21 protein-coding genes are annotated in these 23,024 nt (G+C 41.4%); 13 read left to right on the top strand and 8 right to left on the bottom strand.

Going from position 1 to position 23,024, the window contains the following annotated elements; translation table 11 throughout:
- The first annotated feature begins 4 nt into the window (after window positions 1–4).
- Both BLS28_RS01720 and BLS28_RS01715 read left to right on the top strand, forming a co-directional pair.
- Entirely contained in the window at window positions 5–2,335 is a 2,331-nt protein-coding gene (locus BLS28_RS01720) for a penicillin-binding protein 1A (protein WP_091162590.1), read from the top strand.
- 114 nt (window positions 2,336–2,449) lie between these two features.
- Complete coding sequence (locus BLS28_RS01715; protein WP_091162589.1) at window positions 2,450–5,665, top strand: DPP IV N-terminal domain-containing protein; 3,216 nt, start codon at window positions 2,450–2,452, stop codon at window positions 5,663–5,665.
- Window positions 5,666–5,740: 75 nt separating this feature from the next.
- Here BLS28_RS01715 and BLS28_RS01710 read toward each other — a convergent pair whose 3' ends face one another.
- A complete protein-coding gene (locus BLS28_RS01710; protein ID WP_091162588.1) occupies window positions 5,741–6,742 on the bottom strand; it encodes a phosphotransferase enzyme family protein in 1,002 nt (333 codons plus the stop codon).
- Window positions 6,743–6,833: 91 nt separating this feature from the next.
- On the opposite strand from BLS28_RS01710, the gene BLS28_RS01705 reads away from it, so the two are divergent.
- Window positions 6,834–7,394, top strand: coding sequence for a fasciclin domain-containing protein (locus BLS28_RS01705; protein ID WP_091162587.1), 561 nt, complete (start codon window positions 6,834–6,836; stop codon window positions 7,392–7,394).
- Window positions 7,395–7,516: 122 nt separating this feature from the next.
- On the top strand, window positions 7,517–7,996 hold the full coding sequence (gene msrB / locus BLS28_RS01700) for a peptide-methionine (R)-S-oxide reductase MsrB (protein WP_091162586.1): 480 nt from the start codon (window positions 7,517–7,519) through the stop codon (window positions 7,994–7,996).
- Here msrB and BLS28_RS01695 read toward each other — a convergent pair.
- Window positions 7,983–8,339 carry a GIY-YIG nuclease family protein gene (locus BLS28_RS01695; protein WP_091162585.1) on the bottom strand — a complete coding sequence of 119 codons (357 nt, stop codon included), beginning with the start codon at window positions 8,337–8,339 and terminating at the stop codon, window positions 7,983–7,985. The genes msrB and BLS28_RS01695 overlap by 14 nt on opposite strands.
- Before the next feature lie 86 nt (window positions 8,340–8,425).
- Here BLS28_RS01695 and BLS28_RS01690 point away from each other — a divergent pair, with 86 nt between their 5' ends.
- The 6 genes from BLS28_RS01690 (at window position 8,426) to BLS28_RS01665 (ending at window position 12,747) form a co-directional block, all read left to right on the top strand.
- The gene (locus BLS28_RS01690; protein WP_090527624.1) at window positions 8,426–9,202 is read left to right on the top strand and encodes an XRE family transcriptional regulator; all 777 of its coding nucleotides are present in this window, start codon (window positions 8,426–8,428) and stop codon (window positions 9,200–9,202) included.
- Window positions 9,203–9,276: 74 nt separating this feature from the next.
- Window positions 9,277–9,636 (top strand): DUF4890 domain-containing protein, encoded by a 360-nt coding sequence (locus BLS28_RS01685; RefSeq protein ID WP_091162584.1) that lies wholly within the window; start codon window positions 9,277–9,279, stop codon window positions 9,634–9,636.
- Between the two features lie 65 nt (window positions 9,637–9,701).
- Window positions 9,702–10,835 carry an aminotransferase class I/II-fold pyridoxal phosphate-dependent enzyme gene (locus BLS28_RS01680; protein ID WP_091162583.1) on the top strand — a complete coding sequence of 378 codons (1,134 nt, stop codon included), beginning with the start codon at window positions 9,702–9,704 and terminating at the stop codon, window positions 10,833–10,835.
- Window positions 10,828–11,445: a dethiobiotin synthase gene (bioD, locus tag BLS28_RS01675; RefSeq protein ID WP_091162582.1), complete on the top strand. Its 618-nt coding sequence runs from the start codon at window positions 10,828–10,830 to the stop codon at window positions 11,443–11,445. Before BLS28_RS01680 ends, bioD begins: the two co-directional genes overlap by 8 nt.
- A gap of 51 nt (window positions 11,446–11,496) precedes the next feature.
- Window positions 11,497–12,387: a 3-hydroxybutyryl-CoA dehydrogenase gene (locus BLS28_RS01670; protein WP_091162581.1), complete on the top strand. Its 891-nt coding sequence runs from the start codon at window positions 11,497–11,499 to the stop codon at window positions 12,385–12,387.
- A gap of 69 nt (window positions 12,388–12,456) precedes the next feature.
- Window positions 12,457–12,747, top strand: a complete 291-nt coding sequence (locus tag BLS28_RS01665; RefSeq protein WP_091162580.1) for a YXWGXW repeat-containing protein — start codon at window positions 12,457–12,459, stop codon at window positions 12,745–12,747.
- Between the two features lie 118 nt (window positions 12,748–12,865).
- Here BLS28_RS01665 and argS read toward each other — a convergent pair whose 3' ends face one another.
- The 3 genes from argS to BLS28_RS01650 all read right to left on the bottom strand — a co-directional run bounded on the left by argS (window position 12,866) and on the right by BLS28_RS01650 (window position 16,198).
- Window positions 12,866–14,794, bottom strand: a complete 1,929-nt coding sequence (gene argS, locus BLS28_RS01660; RefSeq protein ID WP_091162579.1) for an arginine--tRNA ligase — start codon at window positions 14,792–14,794, stop codon at window positions 12,866–12,868.
- A gap of 267 nt (window positions 14,795–15,061) precedes the next feature.
- Complete coding sequence (locus tag BLS28_RS01655; RefSeq protein WP_091162578.1) at window positions 15,062–15,757, bottom strand: ankyrin repeat domain-containing protein; 696 nt, start codon at window positions 15,755–15,757, stop codon at window positions 15,062–15,064.
- Between the two features lie 12 nt (window positions 15,758–15,769).
- On the bottom strand, window positions 15,770–16,198 hold the full coding sequence (locus tag BLS28_RS01650; RefSeq protein ID WP_091162577.1) for a DUF1801 domain-containing protein: 429 nt from the start codon (window positions 16,196–16,198) through the stop codon (window positions 15,770–15,772).
- A 141-nt stretch (window positions 16,199–16,339) separates the two neighbouring features.
- Between BLS28_RS01650 and BLS28_RS01645 the strand changes: the two genes are divergently transcribed.
- The 3 genes from BLS28_RS01645 to BLS28_RS01635 all read left to right on the top strand — a co-directional run bounded on the left by BLS28_RS01645 (window position 16,340) and on the right by BLS28_RS01635 (window position 18,692).
- Window positions 16,340–16,750, top strand: a complete 411-nt coding sequence (locus BLS28_RS01645) for a nuclear transport factor 2 family protein (RefSeq protein ID WP_091162576.1) — start codon at window positions 16,340–16,342, stop codon at window positions 16,748–16,750.
- A gap of 356 nt (window positions 16,751–17,106) precedes the next feature.
- On the top strand, window positions 17,107–17,772 hold the full coding sequence (locus BLS28_RS01640) for a response regulator transcription factor (protein ID WP_091162575.1): 666 nt from the start codon (window positions 17,107–17,109) through the stop codon (window positions 17,770–17,772).
- 413 nt (window positions 17,773–18,185) lie between these two features.
- Window positions 18,186–18,692 carry a hypothetical protein gene (locus tag BLS28_RS01635; RefSeq protein WP_091162574.1) on the top strand — a complete coding sequence of 169 codons (507 nt, stop codon included), beginning with the start codon at window positions 18,186–18,188 and terminating at the stop codon, window positions 18,690–18,692.
- A 126-nt stretch (window positions 18,693–18,818) separates the two neighbouring features.
- On the opposite strand, the gene BLS28_RS01630 is transcribed toward BLS28_RS01635, so the two are convergent.
- From BLS28_RS01630 to BLS28_RS01620, 3 genes are all read right to left on the bottom strand, one after another.
- On the bottom strand, window positions 18,819–19,292 hold the full coding sequence (locus tag BLS28_RS01630; RefSeq protein ID WP_091162573.1) for a hypothetical protein: 474 nt from the start codon (window positions 19,290–19,292) through the stop codon (window positions 18,819–18,821).
- A 113-nt stretch (window positions 19,293–19,405) separates the two neighbouring features.
- Window positions 19,406–20,104, bottom strand: a complete 699-nt coding sequence (locus BLS28_RS01625) for a head GIN domain-containing protein (protein ID WP_143020672.1) — start codon at window positions 20,102–20,104, stop codon at window positions 19,406–19,408.
- A gap of 90 nt (window positions 20,105–20,194) precedes the next feature.
- Window positions 20,195–22,768 carry a BamA/TamA family outer membrane protein gene (locus BLS28_RS01620; protein ID WP_091162571.1) on the bottom strand — a complete coding sequence of 858 codons (2,574 nt, stop codon included), beginning with the start codon at window positions 22,766–22,768 and terminating at the stop codon, window positions 20,195–20,197.
- Window positions 22,769–23,024: the final 256 nt, after the last annotated feature.

The raw sequence follows: 23,024 nt of genomic DNA, 5'->3' as shown, positions 1-23,024 counted from the left end.
CCCAATGTTCAGACGTATACGCAACCGGTTTCTGAGATATTTTGTCATATTCATTTACTTCGTAATTATTTTCTTTTGTTCTATTGAGCTTAATTTCCTTTGGCTTTTCGGATACTCACCTGACATGCAGGACATTAAAAGCCCGGTACTTTCGGTAGGATCGGAAGTTTACACTGCAGATGGCAAACTTATAGGCCAGTATTACAAGGAGAACCGCTCACCAATTGAATTTAAAGAGATCTCCCCCAACCTCATAAACGCCCTTGTGGCAACTGAGGATGTGCGGTTTTACAGTCATGGCGGAGTAGATTTTTACTCCTTTTTTACCAGTGTGCTCTCAACAGCCAAAGGCGACCGCCGCGGCGGCAGTACCATAACCCAGCAGTTAGCCAAAAACCTTTTTGAAACGCGTAAAAAGAAATCGCAGGGCGTCATTAAGCATATCCCGGTGCTGCACACTATTGTTTATAAATGCAAGGAGTGGCTTACCGCTTTTAAAATTGAGCACGTTTACAACAAGCAGCAAATATTGACGTTATACTTCAATACCGTGCCCTTCGGCAATAATTCGTACGGTATTAAAACAGCATCGTTAAAGTATTTTAATAAGCAGCCAGGCACCTTAAATCCTTCCGAATCAGCCCTACTTATTGGCATGCTGAAAGCCACATCGAGCTACAATCCCATTAAAAATCCGCAGCGTGCTACCGAAAGGCGCAATACGGTATTGGGACAGATGGAAAAATACAAGTTCCTCACTGCCGACCAGTATAAAAGTAACGTCGCGTTACCCCTCGGGCTCGACCTGAGTTATGTTGAAGACGACTCCCACGGCGATTCGTACCTGCGCCGCGCCGTTGAGAAATGGCTGGACAAATGGTGTAAGGAAAATGATTATAACCTTTATGAGGATGGTCTGAAGATCTACACCACCATCGACTCAAAGATGCAGCAATATGCCGAAGAAGCTGTTACCGAAAAAATGAAGATGCTACAAAAACGCTTCTATAACCTTTGGGGAAACAAAAATCCGTGGCGCGATTCAAAAGGCGTTGAGATCAAAGATTTCATTCTCAAAAACGAACAAAGGCTTCCTATTTACAAGCTACTTGAAAAAAAATACGGCGGTGATACGATAAAGATCCAGGGTTACTTTAAAACGAAAAAGCGGATGACTGTGTTTACCTGGCACGGAGAACAGGACACTACTTTTTCTACTATAGATTCTATAAAATATTACGCTAAGATCCTGAACACCGGCATGATGACACTGGAGCCATCAACCGGTAAAATAAAAGTTTGGATTGGTGGTATCGATCATCGTTTCTTTAATTACGATCACGTAAACCAAAGCCGCAGACAGGCAGGCTCCACCTTTAAGCCATTTGCCTATTTAACAGCGCTTGATAATGGCTTTACCCCTTGCGATAAGTTTACCGACAAGCCGGTATCCATCAAGTACAAAGACAATGGCGAGGACAAAGTTTGGGAGCCTAACAATGCCGACTTCCATTTCTCCTATCGTGAAATGTCACTGCGCTGGGCTATGGGTAAATCTGTAAATTCCATTACAGCACAACTAACCGAAAAAGTGGGCTGGGATAAAATTGTGGAATATGCTCACCGCTGCGGCATCGAAAGCCCTTTGAAGTCAGTTCCGTCGGTATCATTGGGTTCAAATGATGTTTCGGTTTATGAAATGGTTAGAGCTTACAGTACGTTTCTTAACAAAGGCGAAAAATTGGATCCGTTGCTGGTCACTAAAATCACCGATCAGCAAGGCAATGTGATACAGGAGTTTAAGCTTAAAACCGAGAAAGTGTTAAGCGAGGAAACTGCCTGGCTGATGCTTTACATGTTCCGTGGGGGGATGGAAGAACCCGGCGGAACCTCACAGGCGCTGTGGGAATACAACGGCCTTTGGAAAAAAGACAACCAGATAGGCGGCAAAACCGGTACATCATCCGATTATGTGGATGGCTGGTATATGGGTATCACCAAAGATCTGGTAACAGGCATTTGGGTTGGTGCTGATGACCGGTCAGTACACTTTACCACATCCGAAACCGGCGAAGGCTCACATACGGCGTTGCCTATCTTCGGCAGGTTTATGGAAAAAGTATATGCCGATCAGTCGTTAGGTTATACTTACGGACCATTCCCCAAACCATGGACCAAGATCACCAAAACTTATAATTGCCCATCGCCGCATATTGAAGAAGATACAACTTCAACTGATAGCATAAGCAACCCTATTGATACAACGGGCGTAACACCTGTACAGGAAAACAATCCGGAAAACCCGGAAAGCACACCGCCTAATAACCAACGGTAAACAGGTAGAGGCGTTTTTTTTCATACTGTGAAGAGAAAATGAATAAGGTTGTTTTTTGAACTAAGAACAACCTTATTTTATTAAATTAGCCATATCTATTTAGTTAAATAATATATGAATAAAGTTTACTCACTTTTCAATAGAGTTAAAAAGCACACTATTATATTCATTTGTTTTGTCGGCTCGCTGTTGATAAGCATCAATGCCAGGGCGCAATATTTTGGCCAAAACAAGGTGAGGTACAAAAACCTTAAATTTAACGTTTATAAAACCCCTCACTTCGAGATTTACTATTACCTGAAAAATGATAGTATGGTAAAACGCTTTGCCCAGGAAAGTGAACTTTGGTATACGCTCCATCAACAGGTTTTCAGGGACACATTTAAGCATGCCAATCCAATAATACTATATGCCAACCATCCCGATTTTCAGCAAACAACCGCTATTGATGGCGAGATCGGTGTAGGTACCGGCGGTGTTACCGAAGGCCTTAAAAATCGGGTGGTAATGCCGGTGATGGAAACTAACCAAACCACGAGGCACGTTATCGGGCACGAGTTGGTACACGCTTTCCAGTACCGTTTATTGCTGGGGCATGATTCGTCCGAATATGAAAATATAAACAACATTCCGCTTTGGATGATAGAGGGTATGGCCGAGTACCTGTCCTTAGGTAAAAAGGACAGCTATACAGCCATGTGGATGCGTGACGCATATTTGAACCATGATATCCCTACCGTTCGTGATCTTACCGAAAGCAGCAAATACTTCCCTTATCGTTATGGCGAGGCATTCTGGTCGTTCATAGGCTCAACTTATGGTGATACGGTTATAATACCCTTCTTTAAAAACGCGGCTAAATTTGGTTTAGAGTATGGCATCAGGCGTACGTTTGGTTATGATGACCGAACCCTTTCCCGCCTTTGGAAAAATTCTATTGAGGCTACCTATAAACCCTTTTTAAAGGATACCACTCAAACACCTAAAGGCATCAAACTGGTTGACAGTAAAAACGGTGGCGACCTTGTGGTTGCCCCGTCCGTTAGTCCCGATGGTAAATATGTTGCCTTTCTATCGGCCAAAAGTTTATTCAGTATTGATCTTTATTTGGCCGATGCTAAATCGGGGCGCATATTACGAAAACTCACGAGTAAGGTATCCAACACCCATATTGATGAGTTTAACTTCATCGAATCGGCAGGTGCATGGTCGCCCGATGGAACTAAATTCGCATTTAGTGTATTTAGCAAAGGGCGTAACAGGCTCGATGTAGTTGACCTGAAAAGCGGCAATGTAATTGACGATATTTCGATGGAGCAGGTAGGTCAGTTCAGTAACGTTTCATGGTCGCCCAATGGCAAGGATATTGTTTTCCAGGGATTGGTTGAAGGGCAGAGCGATTTGTATTCTTATAACTTCGATACCAAAAAGATTACGCAGCTTACTAACGATAAGTTTTCTGATTACCAACCAAGCTATTCGCCGGATGGTAAAAAGATCATTTTTTCAAGCGATAGGACCACCTATGACCAAAGCCTTGAACAGGACATCCCTTTCAACCTTGCCGAACTTGATCTGGCAACGGGAAAGGTAACCGACATAAAAATTTTTAACGGCGCTAACAACCTGAACCCGCAATACTCAGCCGATGGCAAGCAGATCTACTTCCTGTCAAACCGTGATGGCTTCCGTAACCTTTACCGCTATACTATCGCGTCGGGTCAGATAGAACAAATGACAAACCTGTTCACGGGCATCTCTGGCATTACGGAATATTCACCAGCATTAAGTATTTCCAATCATGATGACGTGGTTTACTCTTACTATCGTGCGCAAAAATATTCCATTTATAACGCCAAAGCGTCCGACTTTACTCCTGTTGTTGTGCAGCCGGGTGAAGTCAACTTTGCAGCAGGCACGCTGCCGCCAAACCGCTCCGTTGGCGTCGACCTGATCAACTCTAACCTGAACAACTTTTTGGCCTATCGTAAAATCCCGACTGATTCGGTTAAGGCTATTCCGTTTCGCTCAAAATTCAAGCTCGATTACCTTGCAGGAAGCGGCATTGGTGTTGGTGTAAGTAACTTCTATGGCACAAGTCTTTCAAGCGGGATCCAGGGCGTATTTAGTGATATTTTGGGCCGCAACCAGATCTTTGCAGCAGCATCGGTGAACGGGCAGATCTATGATTCAGGCGCTGCGGTAACTTATGTAAACCAAACCGGCCGCTGGAACCTTGGTGTGGGCGTTTCTCACATCCCTTACCAGTTCGGCTTCAATACAACCACCTACCCGGTAAGGAATGTGGGCGGTAAAAATCAAACCGTTTATTCTGATAACATTGACATTATCCGCAATTTTGAGGATGCGGGCAGGGTGTTTACCTCATACCCTATTTCCAGGACAACACGCTTTGAAGTGAGCGGAGCAGCCTCACACAACTATTACCGTGTTGACCGTTACAGCGATTATTACCTGCTTGATACTGCAGTAGTAAATGGCAAACAGCAAATCGGCATAGGTAATTATATTACGTCTGACAGGAAAAAAATCCCTAACGAAGAAGAGTCTGCAACCCTTAATCAAAACTACGGTTCCACTTATTTCTATAACTTAAAATCATATTCCATTTTAACGCTTTCAACCGCGCTAATTGGCGACAACTCATTTTTTGGTGTTACAGCACCGTTAAATGGTTTCAGGTACAGGCTGGAAGCCGGTTATAATTTCGGCACCTATAAGTTCTTTGCACCAACAATTGATGTAAGGAAATACGTACGTACCGCACCGGTAACCTTTGCGGCCAGGTTCTTTGCTACAGGCCGTTTCGGCGATGATAAAGGGCTTTATCCATTATTTGTGGGTTATCCTTTTTATATCAGGGGTTACGAAGGGCAAACATTTTATAATAACGGTAAGGCTACAACCAACGGCTTTACTATCGACCAATTATCAGGCAGTCGTTTGGCTGTATTTAACTTTGAGGTGCGCTTGCCATTTACCGGTCCCGAAAAATTGGCTGCTATTAAATCCAAATTCCTGTTTACCGATCTTAACTTGTTTTTTGATGCAGGTTTAGCCTGGAATTCTGGTGATCATATCTATTTTCAGAAAGATCCGCCGGTGATTGGTCAGCAGGACTTTATAAATTCTGACGGCACTACTACAACACAAAACATTTACGGTCGGGTACCGGCATTGAGTGCCGGTATTTCCCTGCGAATTAACGTATTTGGTGCTTTTATATTAGAGCCTTACCTGGCTGTTCCATTTAACCGCAGCGATGTTAAAAAACCGTTGTTTGGTTTAGGTTTTACACCAGGTTGGTAATAGTACTTATTACGATGATAAAACAGAAGAGCGGCTATGCAGCCGCTTTTCTGTTTTATATTGCCTAACAATAAGCTATGACAATAAAAGATGAGCTGTCTCCATCCATTTTTTAATTAGCGCGACCCTATCCTTTAAAAATTTTGGCCCGAAAAAGAAATTTGACCAGTCATCAAAGTTTTCATACTGGAAACCAAGATAAAATACCCAAAAGCCGAATCCTAAATATGGAATGGCATTAATTTCTTTATCTGATAATGGCCTAACTTTACGGTAATTTGCAATGAAGGCTTTGAATGCATCGCGTCCCTGTTGTTCTGTAATTTTTCCGTAGGTAACCTCCATAAAATAGTGAATAAAAAAAGAGGTGATATCGTAAGCTAATAATCCTTTCCCTGCAAAATCGAAATCAAAAAAAGTGATCTCACCTGCGTTGGTAAAATGAAAGTTCTTAGGGAGAAAATCAAAATGACAATATCCACAGCTGAACTCCCCGTCAAATTGGTTGTATTGGCCGATTACATCGAGAGCAGTATTTCTCAGATATTCATACTCGTTTTCAAGTCCGGCAAATGCAGGTTCAATAACTTTGATGGGATCAATTATAACCGTATTCATTGAGTATGCTTTACGCTGATGGCTAAGTTCAATTGAAGAGGCAATGTTATGTATGGCTGCCATCTCCATACCTATTACTTCAAGATGTTGCTCACTAAGAGCAGAAACAACACCTCCCTGTGCCCACGAAAACAACACGCCATAACGAATCCCTTCGGCAGCATTGAAAACCTGCAACATTTCGCCACATATATCAGAAATTGGCCTTGATACTTTGGCGCCCTTTTCAAACAGGATAGTTAACAGCTCTACCTCGCCCTTGATCTCTTCCAGCTTTCGGTGCGCATCCCTGTAAATCTTAAAAATGTACTTTTCGGCTGTATTTTCTATAATATAAGTGTCGCTCACATTGCGTATCAATAACCGGCATGTTGTATGGCTTAAACCATAACTTTCCTGAAGTTTTATATTTAGTGCTTTTGATGATAAGGTTGAGTATTGCGTAGGGAAGATTTCCATAGGTTAACAAAGGTAGCTTATAATCTACAAGCTGGCTATCCATTTTAAAACCTATTTATATTTTGTATGTTTAACCTATAACCTACACACTATGAAAAAGTTACTGCTGTTAATATCCATTGTATTTTGCCCGGCATTATTGCTGGCCCAAACCGGCAGCAAAAGCAGTAATACAACAACAATGATTCCTGCCAATGATATTGTAAAAAACATATCTGTAGCGCCCAATACGCATACATTTTATTTTTTCATTCAAAAAACAAACCTCGCACTCACTTACACAAGCCGCGGGCCTATCACCGTATTTGTACCGGTTGATGGCGGGTTTAGCGACATGCCTACCGGTAAGTTCGACTCCCTTGCCAAACCTGCGCATATTTGGGAACTTACAGATTTAGTAGCCTATCACGCCATTGCCGGGCAGCTAAAGGCAAGAGACATTCAGAAAAAGATCAATAAAGGAAAAGGCATAGCCACATTTACCACACTTTCGGGCGGTAAATTATTCGCTAAAATAGATAGCAACAGCAATATCGTTTTGATTGATGGCAATGGAGGTAAAAGTACGATCAGTCAGTTTGATATTAAACAAAACAACGGCATAGTACATCTGGTAAATAAAGTACTGGTACCTAAAAAGAAGCTCATATAAACAGACTGCCAAATGACAATCCTCATATAATAAAATTACGTATTTGAGTTATAGCATATAGTAGTTTCCGACAATAAAAAGGCAGCATCTATAATTAAGATAACATCAAAACATAATGGGTTATGAAAACACTCATCTTAACAGTGATAGCTTTAAGCATCCTTACGGCCTTAGGATGCCAAAATACCAATGGACAGGATACTAAACGCAAACTGAGCAAACCTGCCGCTGAATGGAAAAAAGTACTTACATCCAACCAATATCACATTATGGTTGAAAGCGGCACCGAGCCACCCTATCAGAACGAGTATTGGAACAATCATGAAAAAGGTGTTTACGTAAGTGCCGCAACCGGCGACACGCTATTCACCTCCGACGACAAATTTGATAGCGGTACGGGCTGGCCAAGTTTTGTTAAACCTGTCGACTCGGAAAAAGTAGCAATAATTACTGATAACAGCTACGGCATGAGCCGTGATGAAGTTATTGAAAAAAGTACAGGCTTACACCTTGGCCACGTATTTAATGACGGGCCTGCCAACCGCGGCGGCAAAAGGTACTGCATGAACTCAGGGGCTTTAAAATTTATTAAAAAGCCATAACCCTGCGGTTCGCATTTAATGACGGGCGTAGCTGCGGCCTTACACGTAAGCCCTGCTCATATTTTAACCCAATGGTCAAATCTATCCAGTCGGCATTAACAGATCTGATCATTTTTTCTTTTTGCGGACGGGTATAAGTGCTCACCACTTTAAAACGTTCCATAGCCTGTTCTTCGGTATTGATCTCCTCAAAGTAAACCAAACGGTTAAGATGTTGCGCATTATCGAAAAACAAAGTTGGCATTTCGCTGTAAAACTGGATGGTTTTCATCAGGTCTGAACATAAGCCTACATGCAGATTTTTACGGTTTCTGTCGGTAATGATATAAACAAAACGTTTCATTTTATGATAAAAAATTTGGTGAACAGATAATTATTACTAACTTTATGAGCATAAAATTACTAATAAATTTAGCAAATCCAAATTTTATGTCAATAATTTCACAAAATATTAAGTTTCTCCGCAAAAAGAAGGGTTTAACGCAGCAGCAATTTGCGGACGAATTAGGTATAAAACGTTCATTAGTAGGCGCATACGAAGAAGACCGGGCCGACCCTAAATACGACTTACTAAAAACATTAGCAACCTATTTTGATGTTACTATTGATGACTTCATCAACGAAACCATCAACGAAAAATGGCAGCCAAAACCAAAAGGCAACCCTGCTAACCTGCGAATCCTGAGTATTTCTGTTGATAAGGAAGAAAATGAAAATATAGAAATGGTACCTGTAAAGGCCAGCGCCGGTTACCTTAATGGTTATGCCGATCCTGAATACGTGGCACAGCTTCCGAAGTTTTACCTGCCTATGTTTAAACAGGGTACTTACCGAGCTTTTGAGATCAAAGGCGACTCCATGCTTCCGCTTGTATCGGGCACTATTATAATAGGTGAATACGTAGAAAACTGGGGCGATGTAAAAAGCGGCGAAACCTATGTAGTAATATCTAAAAATGACGGCGTGGTTTACAAACGCATTGGCAATAAATTTAAAGAGAACAAAAAGCTAAAGCTTATTTCTGATAACCCCGTTTACGAACCTTATGAAATATCGGGCGAGGATGTACTGGAACTGTGGAAAGCAAAAGGTTATATCTCCACCCAATTGCCATCACCGTCACCGGAGCCTACCATGGAAAGCCTTACAGCAATGATGGCCCAGATGCAACGATCTATATCTAACTTACAGCAAGGCAACAATTAAGTTACATCGGCTTTTTTAAACCATTACGATCTATCTTTATCATACTGATAAAACGTAAATTAAATTAAAAAGCTATGAAAAAATTATTGTTAATGTGCTGCTTCCTTTTAGGAATTTCAGCAGCCAGCTACGCACAGGGTGGCATGAGAAGAAGCCCGGAAGAAAGAGCAAAAGAATTGCAAACCCAGCTTAAATTAACGGATGATCAAACAACCAAGATCACTGCGGTTTACAAAGAGCAGGCAACTAAAATGGATAGCGTACGTACTGCGGCCAATGGCGACAGGGATGCGATGCGCTCTGCGATGCGCCCAATGATGGAAGCAACCAACACCAAAATCAAAGCTATTTTAACAGCCGAACAAGCTGCGGCTTACGATAAGGCAATGAAAGAAAGAATGGACCGTATGCGCCAGGGCGGCGGTGGCCAGTAAACATTATCACATAGAAAAAAGCGACCAATGGTCGCTTTTTTTATTTTTGCACAAAACGAAGCACATTGAACCCAGCCGAAGATTTTTTAAAACGCAAACTGCAGGAGCGACAACAAGCTGGCAACTACCGTGAACTGAAACCCGAAAACAGTAGGGCTGACTTTTGTTCAAACGATTATCTCGGTTTTGCCCGTTCGTTAGTTTTAAAGCAAAGCATCGCTCAGGAAGTAAACACCAATCCGCTTAGCTTAAACGGTGCAGCCGGGTCAAGACTGCTATCGGGCAACATCCGATATGCCGAAGACCTGGAAAATCAAATAGCTGACTATCACCAAAGTGAAGCGGGCCTGCTTTTTAATTCGGGCTATGATGCTAACCTGGGACTACTGTCATCGCTTGCCCAGCGTGTCGATACCATAATTTTAGATGAGTTAGTGCATGCGTCAATCATCGATGGCGCAAGATTAAGCTATGCCAATCGCTATAGCTTCCGGCATAATGACCTGGAGAGTTTAGAAGCTAAATTAAAATTGGCCAAGGGCAATTGCTATGTGGTTATTGAAAGCGTGTATTCTATGGACGGAGATACTCCTCCCCTTGTTGAAATCCTCAGCCTCACTGAAAAATATAATGCCGCCCTCATAGTTGATGAGGCACATGCTGTAGGTCTTTATCCCAAAGGGTTGGTTTGCGAACTTGGTTTACAACAAAGGATTTTTGCCCGTATAATAACATTTGGCAAGGCACTGGGCAGTCACGGGGCTGTAGTGCTCGGTAGTAATACCTTACGAAAATATCTAATCAATTTTGCTCGTTCCTTTATTTATACTACTGCAGCACCTTTCCACCAGCTGGCAGCTATAAAAATGGCCTATCAGCTATTAGAAGATTCCCGCGAAGCTACCATCAGCCTGAAAAAGAATATTGACCTGTTTAAACAGCAAGTAAACACGGGCAAAAATTTCACTTTACTAAATAGTGATAGCGCTATTCAATGTATCGTACTCAAAAGCAATGAAATGGCAAGGGAAGCGGCTAAACAACTGCAAATGAACAACTTTGATGTGCGGCCCATCTTAAGCCCTACGGTTGCACAGGGCACCGAGCGGATCAGGATTTGCCTGCACAGCTTTAATACGGAAAATGAAGTAACTTTGCTGGCTGTAACTCTTAACAAATTTATATTACTACATGCTTGATACGCAACCGATATTTATTACCGGTATTGATACCGGAATAGGTAAAACCCTGGTTTCGGCTATTTTAACTGAAAAACTAAACGCAGACTATTGGAAGCCCATACAATCGGGCGACCTTGATAACAGCGATACACTGAAAGTTAAAAACCTTATCTCAAATCCGGTTACCCAGTTTTTCCCGGAGGCCTATGCTTTAACTCAGCCATTCTCCCCTCATAAATCTGCCGCCCTTGATAAAGTGACTATCGACCTGGAAAACATCGTTCTGCCTAAAACTGATAACCAGCTAATTATTGAGGGCGCCGGTGGCCTTATGGTACCGTTGAATGATAACTTTCTTATTATCGACCTTATTAAACAGCTTAATGCAAAGGTAATACTGGTAAGTAAACACTATTTAGGCAGTATTAATCATACCCTGCTTTCCTTACATGCATTAAAAAAATATGGCATTCCTGTTATGGGGGTAATTTTTAACGGTGATAAGGATATCTATTCAAAAAGCTATATCCTCGATTATTCAGAAGTTGCCGATCTGGGACAGATCCCTGAGTTTAAAACTATCAACAAAAAAACTGTTAAAGAGGCCGGTAAGTTTATTACCTTGTAATACCGGCAGATTATATAAACCGATGTTTTGCCGGTTTCGTAAACAAATACTATGAAAAACATTACTGTAATTGGCTCCGGCACTATGGGCAACGGCATTGCCCACACCTTCGCGCAATATGGCTTTGAAGTATCATTGGTGGATATCAGCGACGATGCCCTGAGCAAGGCTTTACAAACCATCAGCAACAATCTCGACAGGCAAGTAAAAAAAGGCACCATCACCGAAGGGGCGAAAACAGAAACGATGAACCGTATCCGTGTTTTTACAGATTTGGCCGAAGGCACTCAAAATGCCGGCCTTGTAATTGAAGCTGCTACCGAAAACCAGGAAATAAAACTAAAACTGTTTAAACAGCTCAGCGAAATTTGCAATGAAAACGTAATACTGGCATCCAATACCTCATCTATCTCTATTACTAAAATTGCTTCGGTTACCAGGCATCCAGGCAACGTAATTGGCATGCATTTCATGAACCCGGTGCCGGTTATGAAGCTCGTTGAGGTAATACGGGGATATGCCACTACTGATGCCGTTACCGAAACCATTATGGAACTTTCGCGCACTTTGGGCAAAGATCCGGTTGAGGTTAATGACTATCCAGGCTTTGTAGCCAACCGCATTTTAATGCCGATGATAAATGAGTCTGTTTATACCTTATACGAAGGCGTTGCCGGCGTACAGGAAATTGATACAGTGATGAAACTCGGCATGGCACACCCAATGGGACCACTGCAATTAGCCGATTTCATCGGGCTGGATGTTTGCCTTGCTATTTTGAAGGTATTGCATGATGGTTTTGGCAATCCCAAATATGCTCCATGCCCACTACTGGTAAATATGGTAACCGCAGGGCACTTGGGAGCTAAAACAGGCAGTGGATTTTATAAATACACCGCAGGCAGCAAAGATTTGGTTGTAGCCGATAAATTCATGGCCTAAGCGCCGTTAAACTTTCGATGTTGGATGTTGTCAATAGTTATTATACTGAACAACTAAAAACATCTAAAAATGAAAACCATTGCTAAATTAGGAATAGTACTTGCCTTAACAGGCTCATTATTTGCATCATGCTCAAGTCAGGCCTACGTAACAGAGCAGCCGGTTGAACCGGTGTATGTTCGTCCGGTAGCACCCTACCCTAATGCTGTCTGGGTACCCGGCGAATGGGTTTGGCGCGGTAACCATTACGTTTACCGCCAGGGCTTTTATGCAAGGCCAAGATATAACCGGGTATATGTTCAGGGACATTGGCAACCAACCAATCGGGGATATGTTTGGGTAAGGGGATATTGGAGATAATCTCCGCCCCCGGCCCCCTAAAAGGAGAGTTTTAAAACAGAAAAGCCTTTAGCAATTTTATCTGCTAAAGGCTTTTCTTTTAACCGCGCTCGTTCCCCCTTTAGGGAGTTAGGGGCAATTACATCCTCTCAGGCACTTCAATCCCCAAAAGCTTCATACCTTTGCTGATCACCTTGGCTGATGATGCAGATAGAGCCAAACGGAATTGTTTTGAATCCTCATCTTCGGCCTGTAAGATCGACTTTTCATGATAGAACTTGTTATATGTTTTAGCAAGTTCATATATATAGTTGGCTATTACTGCCGGGCTATAACCTTTTGCAGCTTCCTTAACCGTTTCGGGGTATTTATCAAGCAATACAATTAAGTCGCGTTCAACACCTGCCAGCTCAGTTACTATGGGTTTAAGCTCAGCATTATAATCGGCCCTGCTTAATACCGATTTAATACGGGCGTGGGTATATTGAATAAACGGTCCGGTATGTCCCTGAAAATCTACCGATTCGTTAGGATCAAACAGCAAACGTTTTTTTGGATCGACTTTTAACAGGAAGTATTTAAGTGCGCCCATACCAATGGTATGATATAATGCAATCTTATCTTCTTCGTTAAACGCATCAACCTTGCCCATGGCTTCGGTTTGCTCTTTAGCGGTTGCTTCCATCTCGGCCATCAAGTCATCAGCATCAACCACTGTGCCTTCACGCGATTTCATTTTGCCAGATGGAAGATCAACCATACCATATGATAGATGAAACAATCCATCTGCACCTGTTTTTCCCAACTTCTGCAATATCAGGAACAGCACCTTGAAGTGATAATCCTGCTCGTTGCCTACCACATAGATAGACTTATCCATCTGGTAATCATTATACTTTAACTGTGCGGTACCCATATCCTGGGTAATGTAAACCGATGTACCATCTCCACGAAGCACCAGTTTTTCGTCAAGGCCTTCTGAGGTAAGGTCTATCCAAACCGAGTTATCTGCTTTTTTAAAGAATACGCCTTTTGCAAGACCTTCTTCAATAATATCCTTACCTAACAGGTAAGTGTTAGACTCGTAGTAGTATTTATCAAAATCAACACCCAGTTGCTTGTAGGTTTCGGCAAAGCCAGCGTACACCCAACCGTTCATGGTTCTCCACAAGTTCATTACCTCTTCATCACCTGCTTCCCATTTTTGCAGCATCTGCTGGGTTTCGATCATGATAGGAGTAGCATTTTTGGCTATCTCTTTGATCTTGTCTTCTTCGCCGGCAATTTTATCGTCCAGTTCGCCAATAAGCTTCTGATTTACCTCGTCGGTTTGAGCACGTTTTTCTTTAACCTTTGCTATGGTAGCTAACGAGTCCTCTATTTTGGTCTTCTGATTTTCTTTAAAGGCCGAAAGGTCATGCTTCTCGTAAACTTGACTCAAAACAGGTTTAAGCTGTTCCCTCAGTTCTTTATCAAACAGCACATAATATTTACCTACCAGGTGATCGCCCTTCATGCCTGATGATTCAGGTGTTTCATCATTGCCGAACTTTTGCCAGGCCAGCATAGATTTACAGATATGGATTCCGCGGTCGTTAACCAGATTGGTTTTGATCACCTCGTAACCATCAGCAGCCAGTATCTCAGCAACTGAATAACCCAACAGGTTGTTGCGGATATGACCAAGGTGCAGTGGTTTGTTGGTATTTGGAGATGAATACTCTACCATTACCTTTTGTCCGTTGGGCTTTGCTACCGCAAAATCATCGGCAGTAATGTTGTTATATAAACGACCGATCCAGTATTCGTCGGTTATAGAAAGATTAAGGAAGCCTTTAATCACATTAAAGGAGTCAACTTCCTTCAATTCGTGTTTAAGATACTCCCCTATTTCGGTACCGGTTTGTTCAGGGCCTTTGCGCGAAAATTTGGTAAACGGAAAGGTTACAATGGTTACTTGTCCTTCAAACTCCTTACGGGTTTCCTGTATGCTAACGGCAGCCAGTTCAATGTCAGTTTGGTATAGTTGTTTGACTGCTTTTACGGCCGCTTCTATGATAAAATCCATTCGGCAAAATTAAATAAAATGGGCAGATTGCGAATACTAAAATGGCGATGTTTACACGTAGATTAGGAGCCACCTACAGAATCAACAGCAATTTATAATGGGCGCTAAAAACAGGACACAGCTATGGAGTACTGAGATTCAAATATTGTTATGAGCCACATGCTTAAAAACATGCCTATAATCATTTCTTACCCGATTATTGCAATTAAAAAAAGCCCCGGGTCAACACTACTTTTTAGACATTCATTATAAGAATAATTATTCAACTCAAGACGTAAACAACTTCAAAACCCCGGTCTGATTATTTTTTTCTGCCAATTTCTTAGCTGATATCCCCTGTTTATTCTCTATATTATAGTCGGAGCCATATTTCAGCAACAACCTGATCTGATCCAGTTTGTACTTTCGTTTCACCGCATAAAAAAGTGCAGTATTCCCGTATTTATCGGAAAAATTCACATCGGCACCATTGCTTAAAAACCATTCGGCCACTTCAAAGCGTTTCCAGTTGAATGCGGCCATAAACGGGCTGTCATCTCCAGCACCCGGGTCTGTTTGTGCACCATAGCTTTTAAACAGACCGGCGGCTTCCACATCATTATACCAGGCTATGGCATACATGCAATGCTCGGGATTGGCGCCATTAGCCAGCAAATATTCATATAACAGCTTATTTCTTCCGCGGGTATAAGCATACCAAAGCGGGCTGGCCGGAAAAAAGCTGCATTCCTCTTTTATCCGGTGGTTTGAATTGATATCCATGCCTTTTGACAGCAATAGCTTAAGCATGATCAAACTTTCTTCGGCTTTTGCAGGACGTTTTGCGATTTCAATACCACACAGGTAATGAAGTGCGTTTTTACCGCTATCTTCAGCCCAGGTAAGCCAGCCGTGATCTTTTTCGATCATCACTTTAACAGCTCCAACGTTAAGTTCTTTTATGTGCTGAATAAATTTGATCATAGCTCTCTCCTTTTATTTATCCAGCAAAGTCAACCAGGTTTTTACAACGTTTCGCAAAGCTTCTTCTTTTGCCTTAACTTCTTCCATATTGTGAAAAAAAGCCAACCGGCGGCCGTCGGCATAATCGCCGGAAAGCAAACCGGATGTATCATTGATCTTTGCCCCTGAGGGGAATACCAGTCTGATACAATCTTTTTGGTACACGTTCGAAACGATAATATATCTTTTATACTCTTTAGGATCAAAGGGTTTCATTTCCCCGATATATAAAAAGCTCGGTGCATTCCATTTGATATGCTCGCCAATTTCATCGTCAATAGCCAGGATAATTTTTCTCAGCGCTCCTAACACCTCCTTCAATGGATGATCAAGCTTTTGCATGTAACTGTCTACCCCTGCCGAGTCGGCAAGGACAACTGGTTTGGTACTTTTGGCTTTCATGATTAACAGGTAATAAATTGGTTAAGAGGGGCTATTTAAATTTAAAAAAAGAAAACATAATACCAAAGGAACGTTGAATAGTACCATTAAATAACCCCGCATCGTCTTAACTTTGATATATCAAATCAGATTATTACCATCATGGAACAAAAGCTGCCATTACCGCCATTTAACTTTGAAACAGCCACCCAAAAAGTGCAATTAGCCGAAGACGCCTGGAACAGCCAAGACCCGGCAAGGGTTTCTTTAGCATATACCATTGACACCGAATGGCGCAACCGCTCGGAATTTGTAAACGGGCGCCAACAGGTAGTGGAATTTTTAACCCGCAAATGGGAAAAAGAATTCGATTATAAATTAAAAAAAGAACTGTGGGCCTTTACAGATAACCGTATTGCAGTACGTTTTGAGTACGAATATCATAATGCTGAAGGCCAATGGTTTCGTGCTTATGGAAACGAGAACTGGGAGTTTGACAAAAACGGCCTGATGCAAAAGCGCTATGCCAGCATCAATGACCTGCCCATCAAAGAAGAAGACAGGCGGCTGTAAAAAGAAATAGCCCATTACCAAAGCCGATGGCTCTTATAATGGGCTAAATATCCATATTAAATAATTGAGAAAAAAGGTTTAGGGCTTCCTTAAATTCAGTTAATATAGTTTTGAACTGTAATTTCAATATGCCAACGCCTCTTCGAAGCACTTGAATATTTATTTTATCAGCAGTGCAAATTAAAAGTCGGGCATATTTCTTTCAACAACCCAAATCTCGCTTGACAATTAAGAACTAAAAAGGGTGAAACCACCCTTTTTTGCTTTAAACGGCATGGTAAAATGAAATATAAGTTCATTATTTTTTTTACTTTGGCAATATGATTAACATCAGTTAACATATACACCTAATATTAATGCACACTTCAACATTTACCGGGCCTGTACAAATTGCCATAATTGATAATCATACCTTATTTAGACAGGGAATGATCAGCTTACTGGGCGATTTTAAAGAGATCAATATCCTTTTCGACGCCGAAAATGGAGAGGATATGATCAGCAAGCTAAAAAAAACCTCCTTACCTGATATTATATTGATGGATATAACTATGCCGGTAATGGATGGTTACGCGGCTACCGCCTGGTTACGTGAAAATCACCCTACAGTAAAAGTGCTGGCGTTAAGCATGTCTGACGATGATAAACCTATTATAAACATGCTTAAGAACGGAGCTGTTGGCTATATGCTTAAGGAATCGAAGATAAGAGACGTAGTTTATGCGATGCAAACTATCCAAAAGCACGGCTTTTATCTAAATGAACTGGTAAGCGGCAAATTGCTTTATACCATGCAAAATAAAAACACACCCGTCGATAAATCCAAAGAGCTTACCTCCAATGAACTTACATTTCTGAAACTAAGCTGTTCTGAACTTACCTACAGGCAAATTGCCGACGAAATGAACCTGAGCCCGCATACTATTGATAATTATCGCGAATCGTTATTTCAAAAGTTTGGGCTTAAATCAAGAACAGGCATGGTACTTTTTGCCATCAAAAATCAGATCATAACCGTTTAAAAAACGAAGGACAAACAATAATGTTAGCAGGTTAACCCCCTGAATCAAACACAAGGGGATAATTGTAAATGCCTTCCAATACTTGACATTTTCTCCTTTCTTCGTCCTTTCCTGCGTAACGGCATCAACCCAGATCTTATAATAAATGCTCAACATTTGTTTCAGATTTAGCATGCAACTATTTTAACTAACCTTAACGCCGCAGATAAGTTTGTTTTACTGTTTTATAACTCACAATTGCTGTATTCCGTTAGTAATGGCAAATCGTGACGAGATTTCGTCATTTCAAAGTCAAACAGATTACAAACAACTTATTATCAATAATATAACAAAAAGGCATAAGTATTGATAAATCCTGTTTATTCTTAAGCAAATCACTTTTAAAAATATTATTAACCTTAAAAATCACTGTTATGCCAAATCATTTATCAACATTAGGAGTTATTCATACAGCCATAAGTCTTGTGGGAGTTGCCATTGGTTTTATTGCATTGTTTCAGGACGGGAAAATCGCCCCTAAAACAAAAAACGGCAGGCTTTACGGTGTTTTTACCGTGCTGGCCTGTTTATCCTCATTTTTGGTTATGAAAACCGGTCACCTGAGCAGTGCCCACAACCTCTCGTTTCTTATTTTAATATTACTGCCTGTTGTTTACTATGCGCCCTACCTACGCATTTTTGGCAGCAAGGCCGATTGTGTACAAACTATAGGCATGACAGCCACCTTATTTTTCTCATTAGTACCTGCCGTAGTTGAAACGCTCACCAGGCTCCCAGTTGAACAACCACTGGCTGAAGGGCCTGACTCTCCTGTAGTAAAAATGGGGCTTTTGATCATGCTGGTATTATTTATTGTAATTATGATATACCAGGCGATTAAACTAAAGGGCCAAGGCAAAGGGTTTACCCCGGCCATGTGAATTGATATTTGCCGGTACTTATCTATGGAGTCATGTATCCGCTCGGCGTACCGGGTGTCAGGCGAAATTGATAAAGTATAAAACAAATAAACACCCCGACCGGGGTGCCTAAAAAACAAAACTAAATCAAATAACTTTATCCTGAAGTACCATTGAAAAAATACTTTTCATAGCAGCCCCGGTATTGTCTTTATAGTTTATGGTCAATTTATAATTGTCTACAACAAATGCCGAATTGGTATAAAATTGAGCATTAGAAGGATCGGTACTGATAACATTACTACCTTCACTTACCATTTTTTTTGCGATAACAATGTTTAATCCATCCCCTTTAGTATGAAATTTCCCGGTGTACTGAACCGTTGTTGAATTACCATTTTTATAAGTTACATCGGCCAAAATAAAAGTACTATCCGACGAGAATACTAAATAACGCGCTTGTTCCCCTTCTTTAACCGGAATATACCACTGGCCAAAAAGGGATGTATTTTTTTGGACGGGTTGCTGCGCCTTGTCTTTTTTACAGGCGCCAAGAGAAAACAAAACCGATAGCAACAGGCAAACAGTTAAATTCTTAAATATCAATACAGGCTTAATCATAAAGTGAAGGTTTTACCTATCAATACGATAAATACTTTTAATTCGATACACCAATGACAAAAAAAAGACCGCTCTGAAGAAGCAGTCTTTCTATATAGTAAGTTAACCAGGTTTTAATCAGCTTTGCTAACCCTGCCTGATCCCGCGTAACGGGTTGTACCAATTGTTGCGGTACCGGAATATACAACACTTCCTGAACCAGAAATACGCGCAGAAACTGTTTTACTGGCAATCAAATTGATATTTCCTGAACCTGCAATTGAAGCTTCAACAGTTTCCGTCCTCAATGATTTACCGTTAATCTCTCCCGAGCCTGAAATACGACAGTCGGCCATACCGGTACTACCTTTAACATCAATTGAACCCGATCCGCTGATTTTCAGGTCCAAAGTACCTGATTTAACAGCAGTTTTTATATTTCCCGAACCGCTTAACGCAATTTTGGCATTTTCGGCAGTCATCGTACCATCAACAGTTGCATTTCCTGAACCGCTGTTAGCAAGGTATCCAAGGCTTTTGGCGGTGATGTAGATATTGGCTCGCTGCATATTGCGATGATTTTTCCAGTGATCTTTAAATTCAACGTTTAATATGCCGTTTTCTACTTCAGTTTTAATATCATCAACTACATTGGCGTCAACATCAAGTTTCAGGCTTTCGGTTCCATCAATTTTAATAAATACGTTAAACGGGCCACCACAGGCAATACCGTTATAACCGGATACATTGCGGGTTACAGTTTGCGCGGAAGCATTAAAAGCTATCGAAACCGTTAGTAACGAAGCCATAAGTGAGAAGATTAGTTTTTTCATGATCGCGTGTTTAAGAATATGACGCTTTTTCAAAAAAAACGTTGCAATTTTTTTGTTTTTTTTACCTCTGCCAACTTCCACAAAGATTCATTACAACCTGAAGTTGAGCGATATGTAAGGATACCATCCTTCGCTTGAATGACCGGCCAGCAATTGCAATACTGTTAAACTTGCCGGTGCAAAATATAACCCGCCGCCGGTACCGGTATGCCACTTATCCGAATGCTCATTTTGTATCCAAACACGACCCGTATCATAAAAGCCTACCAATCCCAACTGGCCCGGTAAAATATAACTGGCTATATCAGCAAGTTTAACCCTTGCCTGTAAATTATTGAACACCATATGCTTGCCTGCAAACCGGTTTTGCAGATACCCCAACAGGTTGCCTTGCCCGCCCAAAAACATTGATTGATAAAAGGCCGGCTTTCCAAAACTTACACCGCCACCAACACGATCAGATAATACAATAGCACCGCCAGGGGTTAGTTTTTGATAGAAAGTAAACTCTGGCTTGATCTGTACAAAAGATTTGGAATAACTGTTAAGTCCTTCATAACCTTGTACCGTTACAGTAAAATAGTAGCCCTTGGTAGGCAGGATATTATTATCACGTTGGTTTGTGGTATAATTTATCAGCGCGCCAAGATGTGCTTTATCTTTTCCAACCGTTAAGCTATCGTAAGAATTGATAAGCGATGTTTGGTTAATGAACCGCCCGGTATTTTGTGAAAGATCAAGATGATAAAACTGAAACGAAGGACCAACACTGATATCGCTGTTCTTGCCCGTATGCCAGCGTAAAGCCGGATCAAACTGATAAATATCATACCGTGTACGGTAGTAAGTACGATAACCAGGAAATTTATTTAACGGGCTTTCATTACCCAGGCCAAAAAAGTTCACCGTATTATCAGGCGACTGGATGTTGGCCTGGATCGTGAAATCGGCTTTACCAATGGCATCTATCCATTCCCCCCGGTATTTGATCCTGAAAGCATCCGTAGCAAACGAATGGGTGATCATTACCTGCTGTAATGTTGAATAAGGCAATTTCCTGAAACCATCATGACCGGTATATTGAAAACCCAGGCCAAGTAAAAAGCCATCATCCTTATTTAATGCTGCAGTGGCAAGCGGCATCCACACATTGTATAAATTGGTGGGTAAAAACTGAGTATTTGAGGTATCATTTGAAAGATGCTTATTTAATTGGCCGACGTTGCCGGTAAAATTGGTGCTATCTCGCCGACCATAAAACTTTATCGCTTGTGCAGATTGCTTAACCTCAACAGTTTTACTACCCACACTATCAATCAATCTTAACTTAATGGGCGAATTGGCATTATTAATAACTATGCGGTCATCTCCGGCAGAAACATACAATCTTATTTCTTTAGTAATCTCCGGTTTGTACATCATATCCATAAACTGATCTTTGGTTTCACCATCTTTATTCAGCTTATTAATTGTTATACGCAAAGCTTTGTCGGGAGCATCGGCAACGGTGATCAGTTCGCTTTTATCAGTAGCGCGGATATCCACTATCCTATTAGTGAATTTATAATACTCACTCATAGCTGCCGGTATATTATCCCGGCGTTGTTTTAATATGGCAAGCAACTCTTTATGCCTCAATTTATAGCTTTCTGCAGGCAGGCGTCTTAAACTTTCTTCAAGCACCGCATCAGTTTCGGCTTTAACAAATTCATTGGCAATCTGCATCCATCTTTCGTAGCTTATTTGTGCATCCGGATACTGCTTCATGAACCTTGTTTTAAAAAGAGAATATTTCACATGCGGAATATCCCCTGTAAAATCTTCAAGTAAGGGATCTATCCAGGGTAGCGCAGCAATACTCGGAAACACACCCTGTGTAACATGAAATACCTGGTCACGGTCACGTGGTACAGCAACATAGGTTTTACCTTTACCATTTTTAGTATCAGCCCAGCGCCATTGATCTTCGTGCCTGTCCCAATCGCCCATTAAAAGATCAAGCATACGGGCACGCAAAAAGCCTTCTCCATCCAACCTGTTATCATAGCTTTTAAGCAGTTGCCCTTCCATTTTAAGGGTATTATCTGATGAACCAACTGGCTCCCTTTCCTCTATCAAACATACGGTACCAACAAATAACTTACTATATTGTCCAAGTGCGGGATCTTCGGCCACAACACCTATAACCGGGTTAGCATGCGGCACACGCGCCGCTTCAGCAAGAGGCGGCACAATCAAGGCCGAATATGGGTGCTGGCCACTAAACTCGTCGCCGACCCAATCAACAGCAAAGGTACCCTGCAAATTTTCGGGCAACAGTTTATCCGGTGTTTTTTCAACACTGCGCAATACCCACTCGCGGCCGGTTTTATCTTCCAAACGTAATGACTTTGATTCCATACCACCACCCTGTTTAATAGGTGATAGCCCGCCATTTATTTGCGATAGTTTTATAACGGGAAGCTTCACTTTCATGGCCCAGTCCTTACGATAGTTTTCGCCGAACAGCCAACGGTGAATCCCGCTTACATCATCATATGAGGCGTGAACACTTACAACAGTGCTATCCGGAAATTTTTGCCAGGCCGATGGCGCAATAGCCTGGGCATTAGCATACAATGCCGAGCCCGTAAGAAATAAAATAGTAAGTATCCTTTTTGTCATGAGGTGATGTGTTTAAGATGCAGGACTTAAAATACAATAAACTAACTGTTAACAAGAGACATACCAAACACACAAGTATCTAAAATACAGACACTTAATAAAAATCAACACAAAAACAAGTGGCGATATATCGTTATTTTAAAAGGTAATTCTGAATAACACAACAATATGGCTGTTATCTTAATAGTTTTTTAAACTCTTGCACAGGTATAAAAATAATCAATCTGTAATCATTTTACACCTCAGGCAGGCGGTT

Source organism: Mucilaginibacter gossypii, from assembly GCF_900100945.1.
Classification (GTDB): domain Bacteria; phylum Bacteroidota; class Bacteroidia; order Sphingobacteriales; family Sphingobacteriaceae; genus Mucilaginibacter; species Mucilaginibacter gossypii.
This window is presented reverse-complemented; position numbering and strand designations above follow the sequence as displayed.

Coding starts and splice junctions, on each gene's coding strand:
- BLS28_RS01720 (WP_091162590.1), top strand. CDS start 5: ATGTTCAGACGTATACGCAACCGGTTTCTGAGATATTTTGTCATATTC.
- BLS28_RS01715 (WP_091162589.1), top strand. CDS start 2,450: ATGAATAAAGTTTACTCACTTTTCAATAGAGTTAAAAAGCACACTATT.
- BLS28_RS01710 (WP_091162588.1), bottom strand. CDS start 6,742: ATGGAAATCTTCCCTACGCAATACTCAACCTTATCATCAAAAGCACTA.
- BLS28_RS01705 (WP_091162587.1), top strand. CDS start 6,834: ATGAAAAAGTTACTGCTGTTAATATCCATTGTATTTTGCCCGGCATTA.
- msrB (WP_091162586.1), top strand. CDS start 7,517: ATGAAAACACTCATCTTAACAGTGATAGCTTTAAGCATCCTTACGGCC.
- BLS28_RS01695 (WP_091162585.1), bottom strand. CDS start 8,339: ATGAAACGTTTTGTTTATATCATTACCGACAGAAACCGTAAAAATCTG.
- BLS28_RS01690 (WP_090527624.1), top strand. CDS start 8,426: ATGTCAATAATTTCACAAAATATTAAGTTTCTCCGCAAAAAGAAGGGT.
- BLS28_RS01685 (WP_091162584.1), top strand. CDS start 9,277: ATGAAAAAATTATTGTTAATGTGCTGCTTCCTTTTAGGAATTTCAGCA.
- bioD (WP_091162582.1), top strand. CDS start 10,828: ATGCTTGATACGCAACCGATATTTATTACCGGTATTGATACCGGAATA.
- BLS28_RS01670 (WP_091162581.1), top strand. CDS start 11,497: ATGAAAAACATTACTGTAATTGGCTCCGGCACTATGGGCAACGGCATT.
- BLS28_RS01665 (WP_091162580.1), top strand. CDS start 12,457: ATGAAAACCATTGCTAAATTAGGAATAGTACTTGCCTTAACAGGCTCA.
- argS (WP_091162579.1), bottom strand. CDS start 14,794: ATGGATTTTATCATAGAAGCGGCCGTAAAAGCAGTCAAACAACTATAC.
- BLS28_RS01655 (WP_091162578.1), bottom strand. CDS start 15,757: ATGATCAAATTTATTCAGCACATAAAAGAACTTAACGTTGGAGCTGTT.
- BLS28_RS01650 (WP_091162577.1), bottom strand. CDS start 16,198: ATGAAAGCCAAAAGTACCAAACCAGTTGTCCTTGCCGACTCGGCAGGG.
- BLS28_RS01645 (WP_091162576.1), top strand. CDS start 16,340: ATGGAACAAAAGCTGCCATTACCGCCATTTAACTTTGAAACAGCCACC.
- BLS28_RS01640 (WP_091162575.1), top strand. CDS start 17,107: ATGCACACTTCAACATTTACCGGGCCTGTACAAATTGCCATAATTGAT.
- BLS28_RS01635 (WP_091162574.1), top strand. CDS start 18,186: ATGCCAAATCATTTATCAACATTAGGAGTTATTCATACAGCCATAAGT.
- BLS28_RS01630 (WP_091162573.1), bottom strand. CDS start 19,292: ATGATTAAGCCTGTATTGATATTTAAGAATTTAACTGTTTGCCTGTTG.
- BLS28_RS01625 (WP_143020672.1), bottom strand. CDS start 20,104: ATGAAAAAACTAATCTTCTCACTTATGGCTTCGTTACTAACGGTTTCG.
- BLS28_RS01620 (WP_091162571.1), bottom strand. CDS start 22,768: ATGACAAAAAGGATACTTACTATTTTATTTCTTACGGGCTCGGCATTG.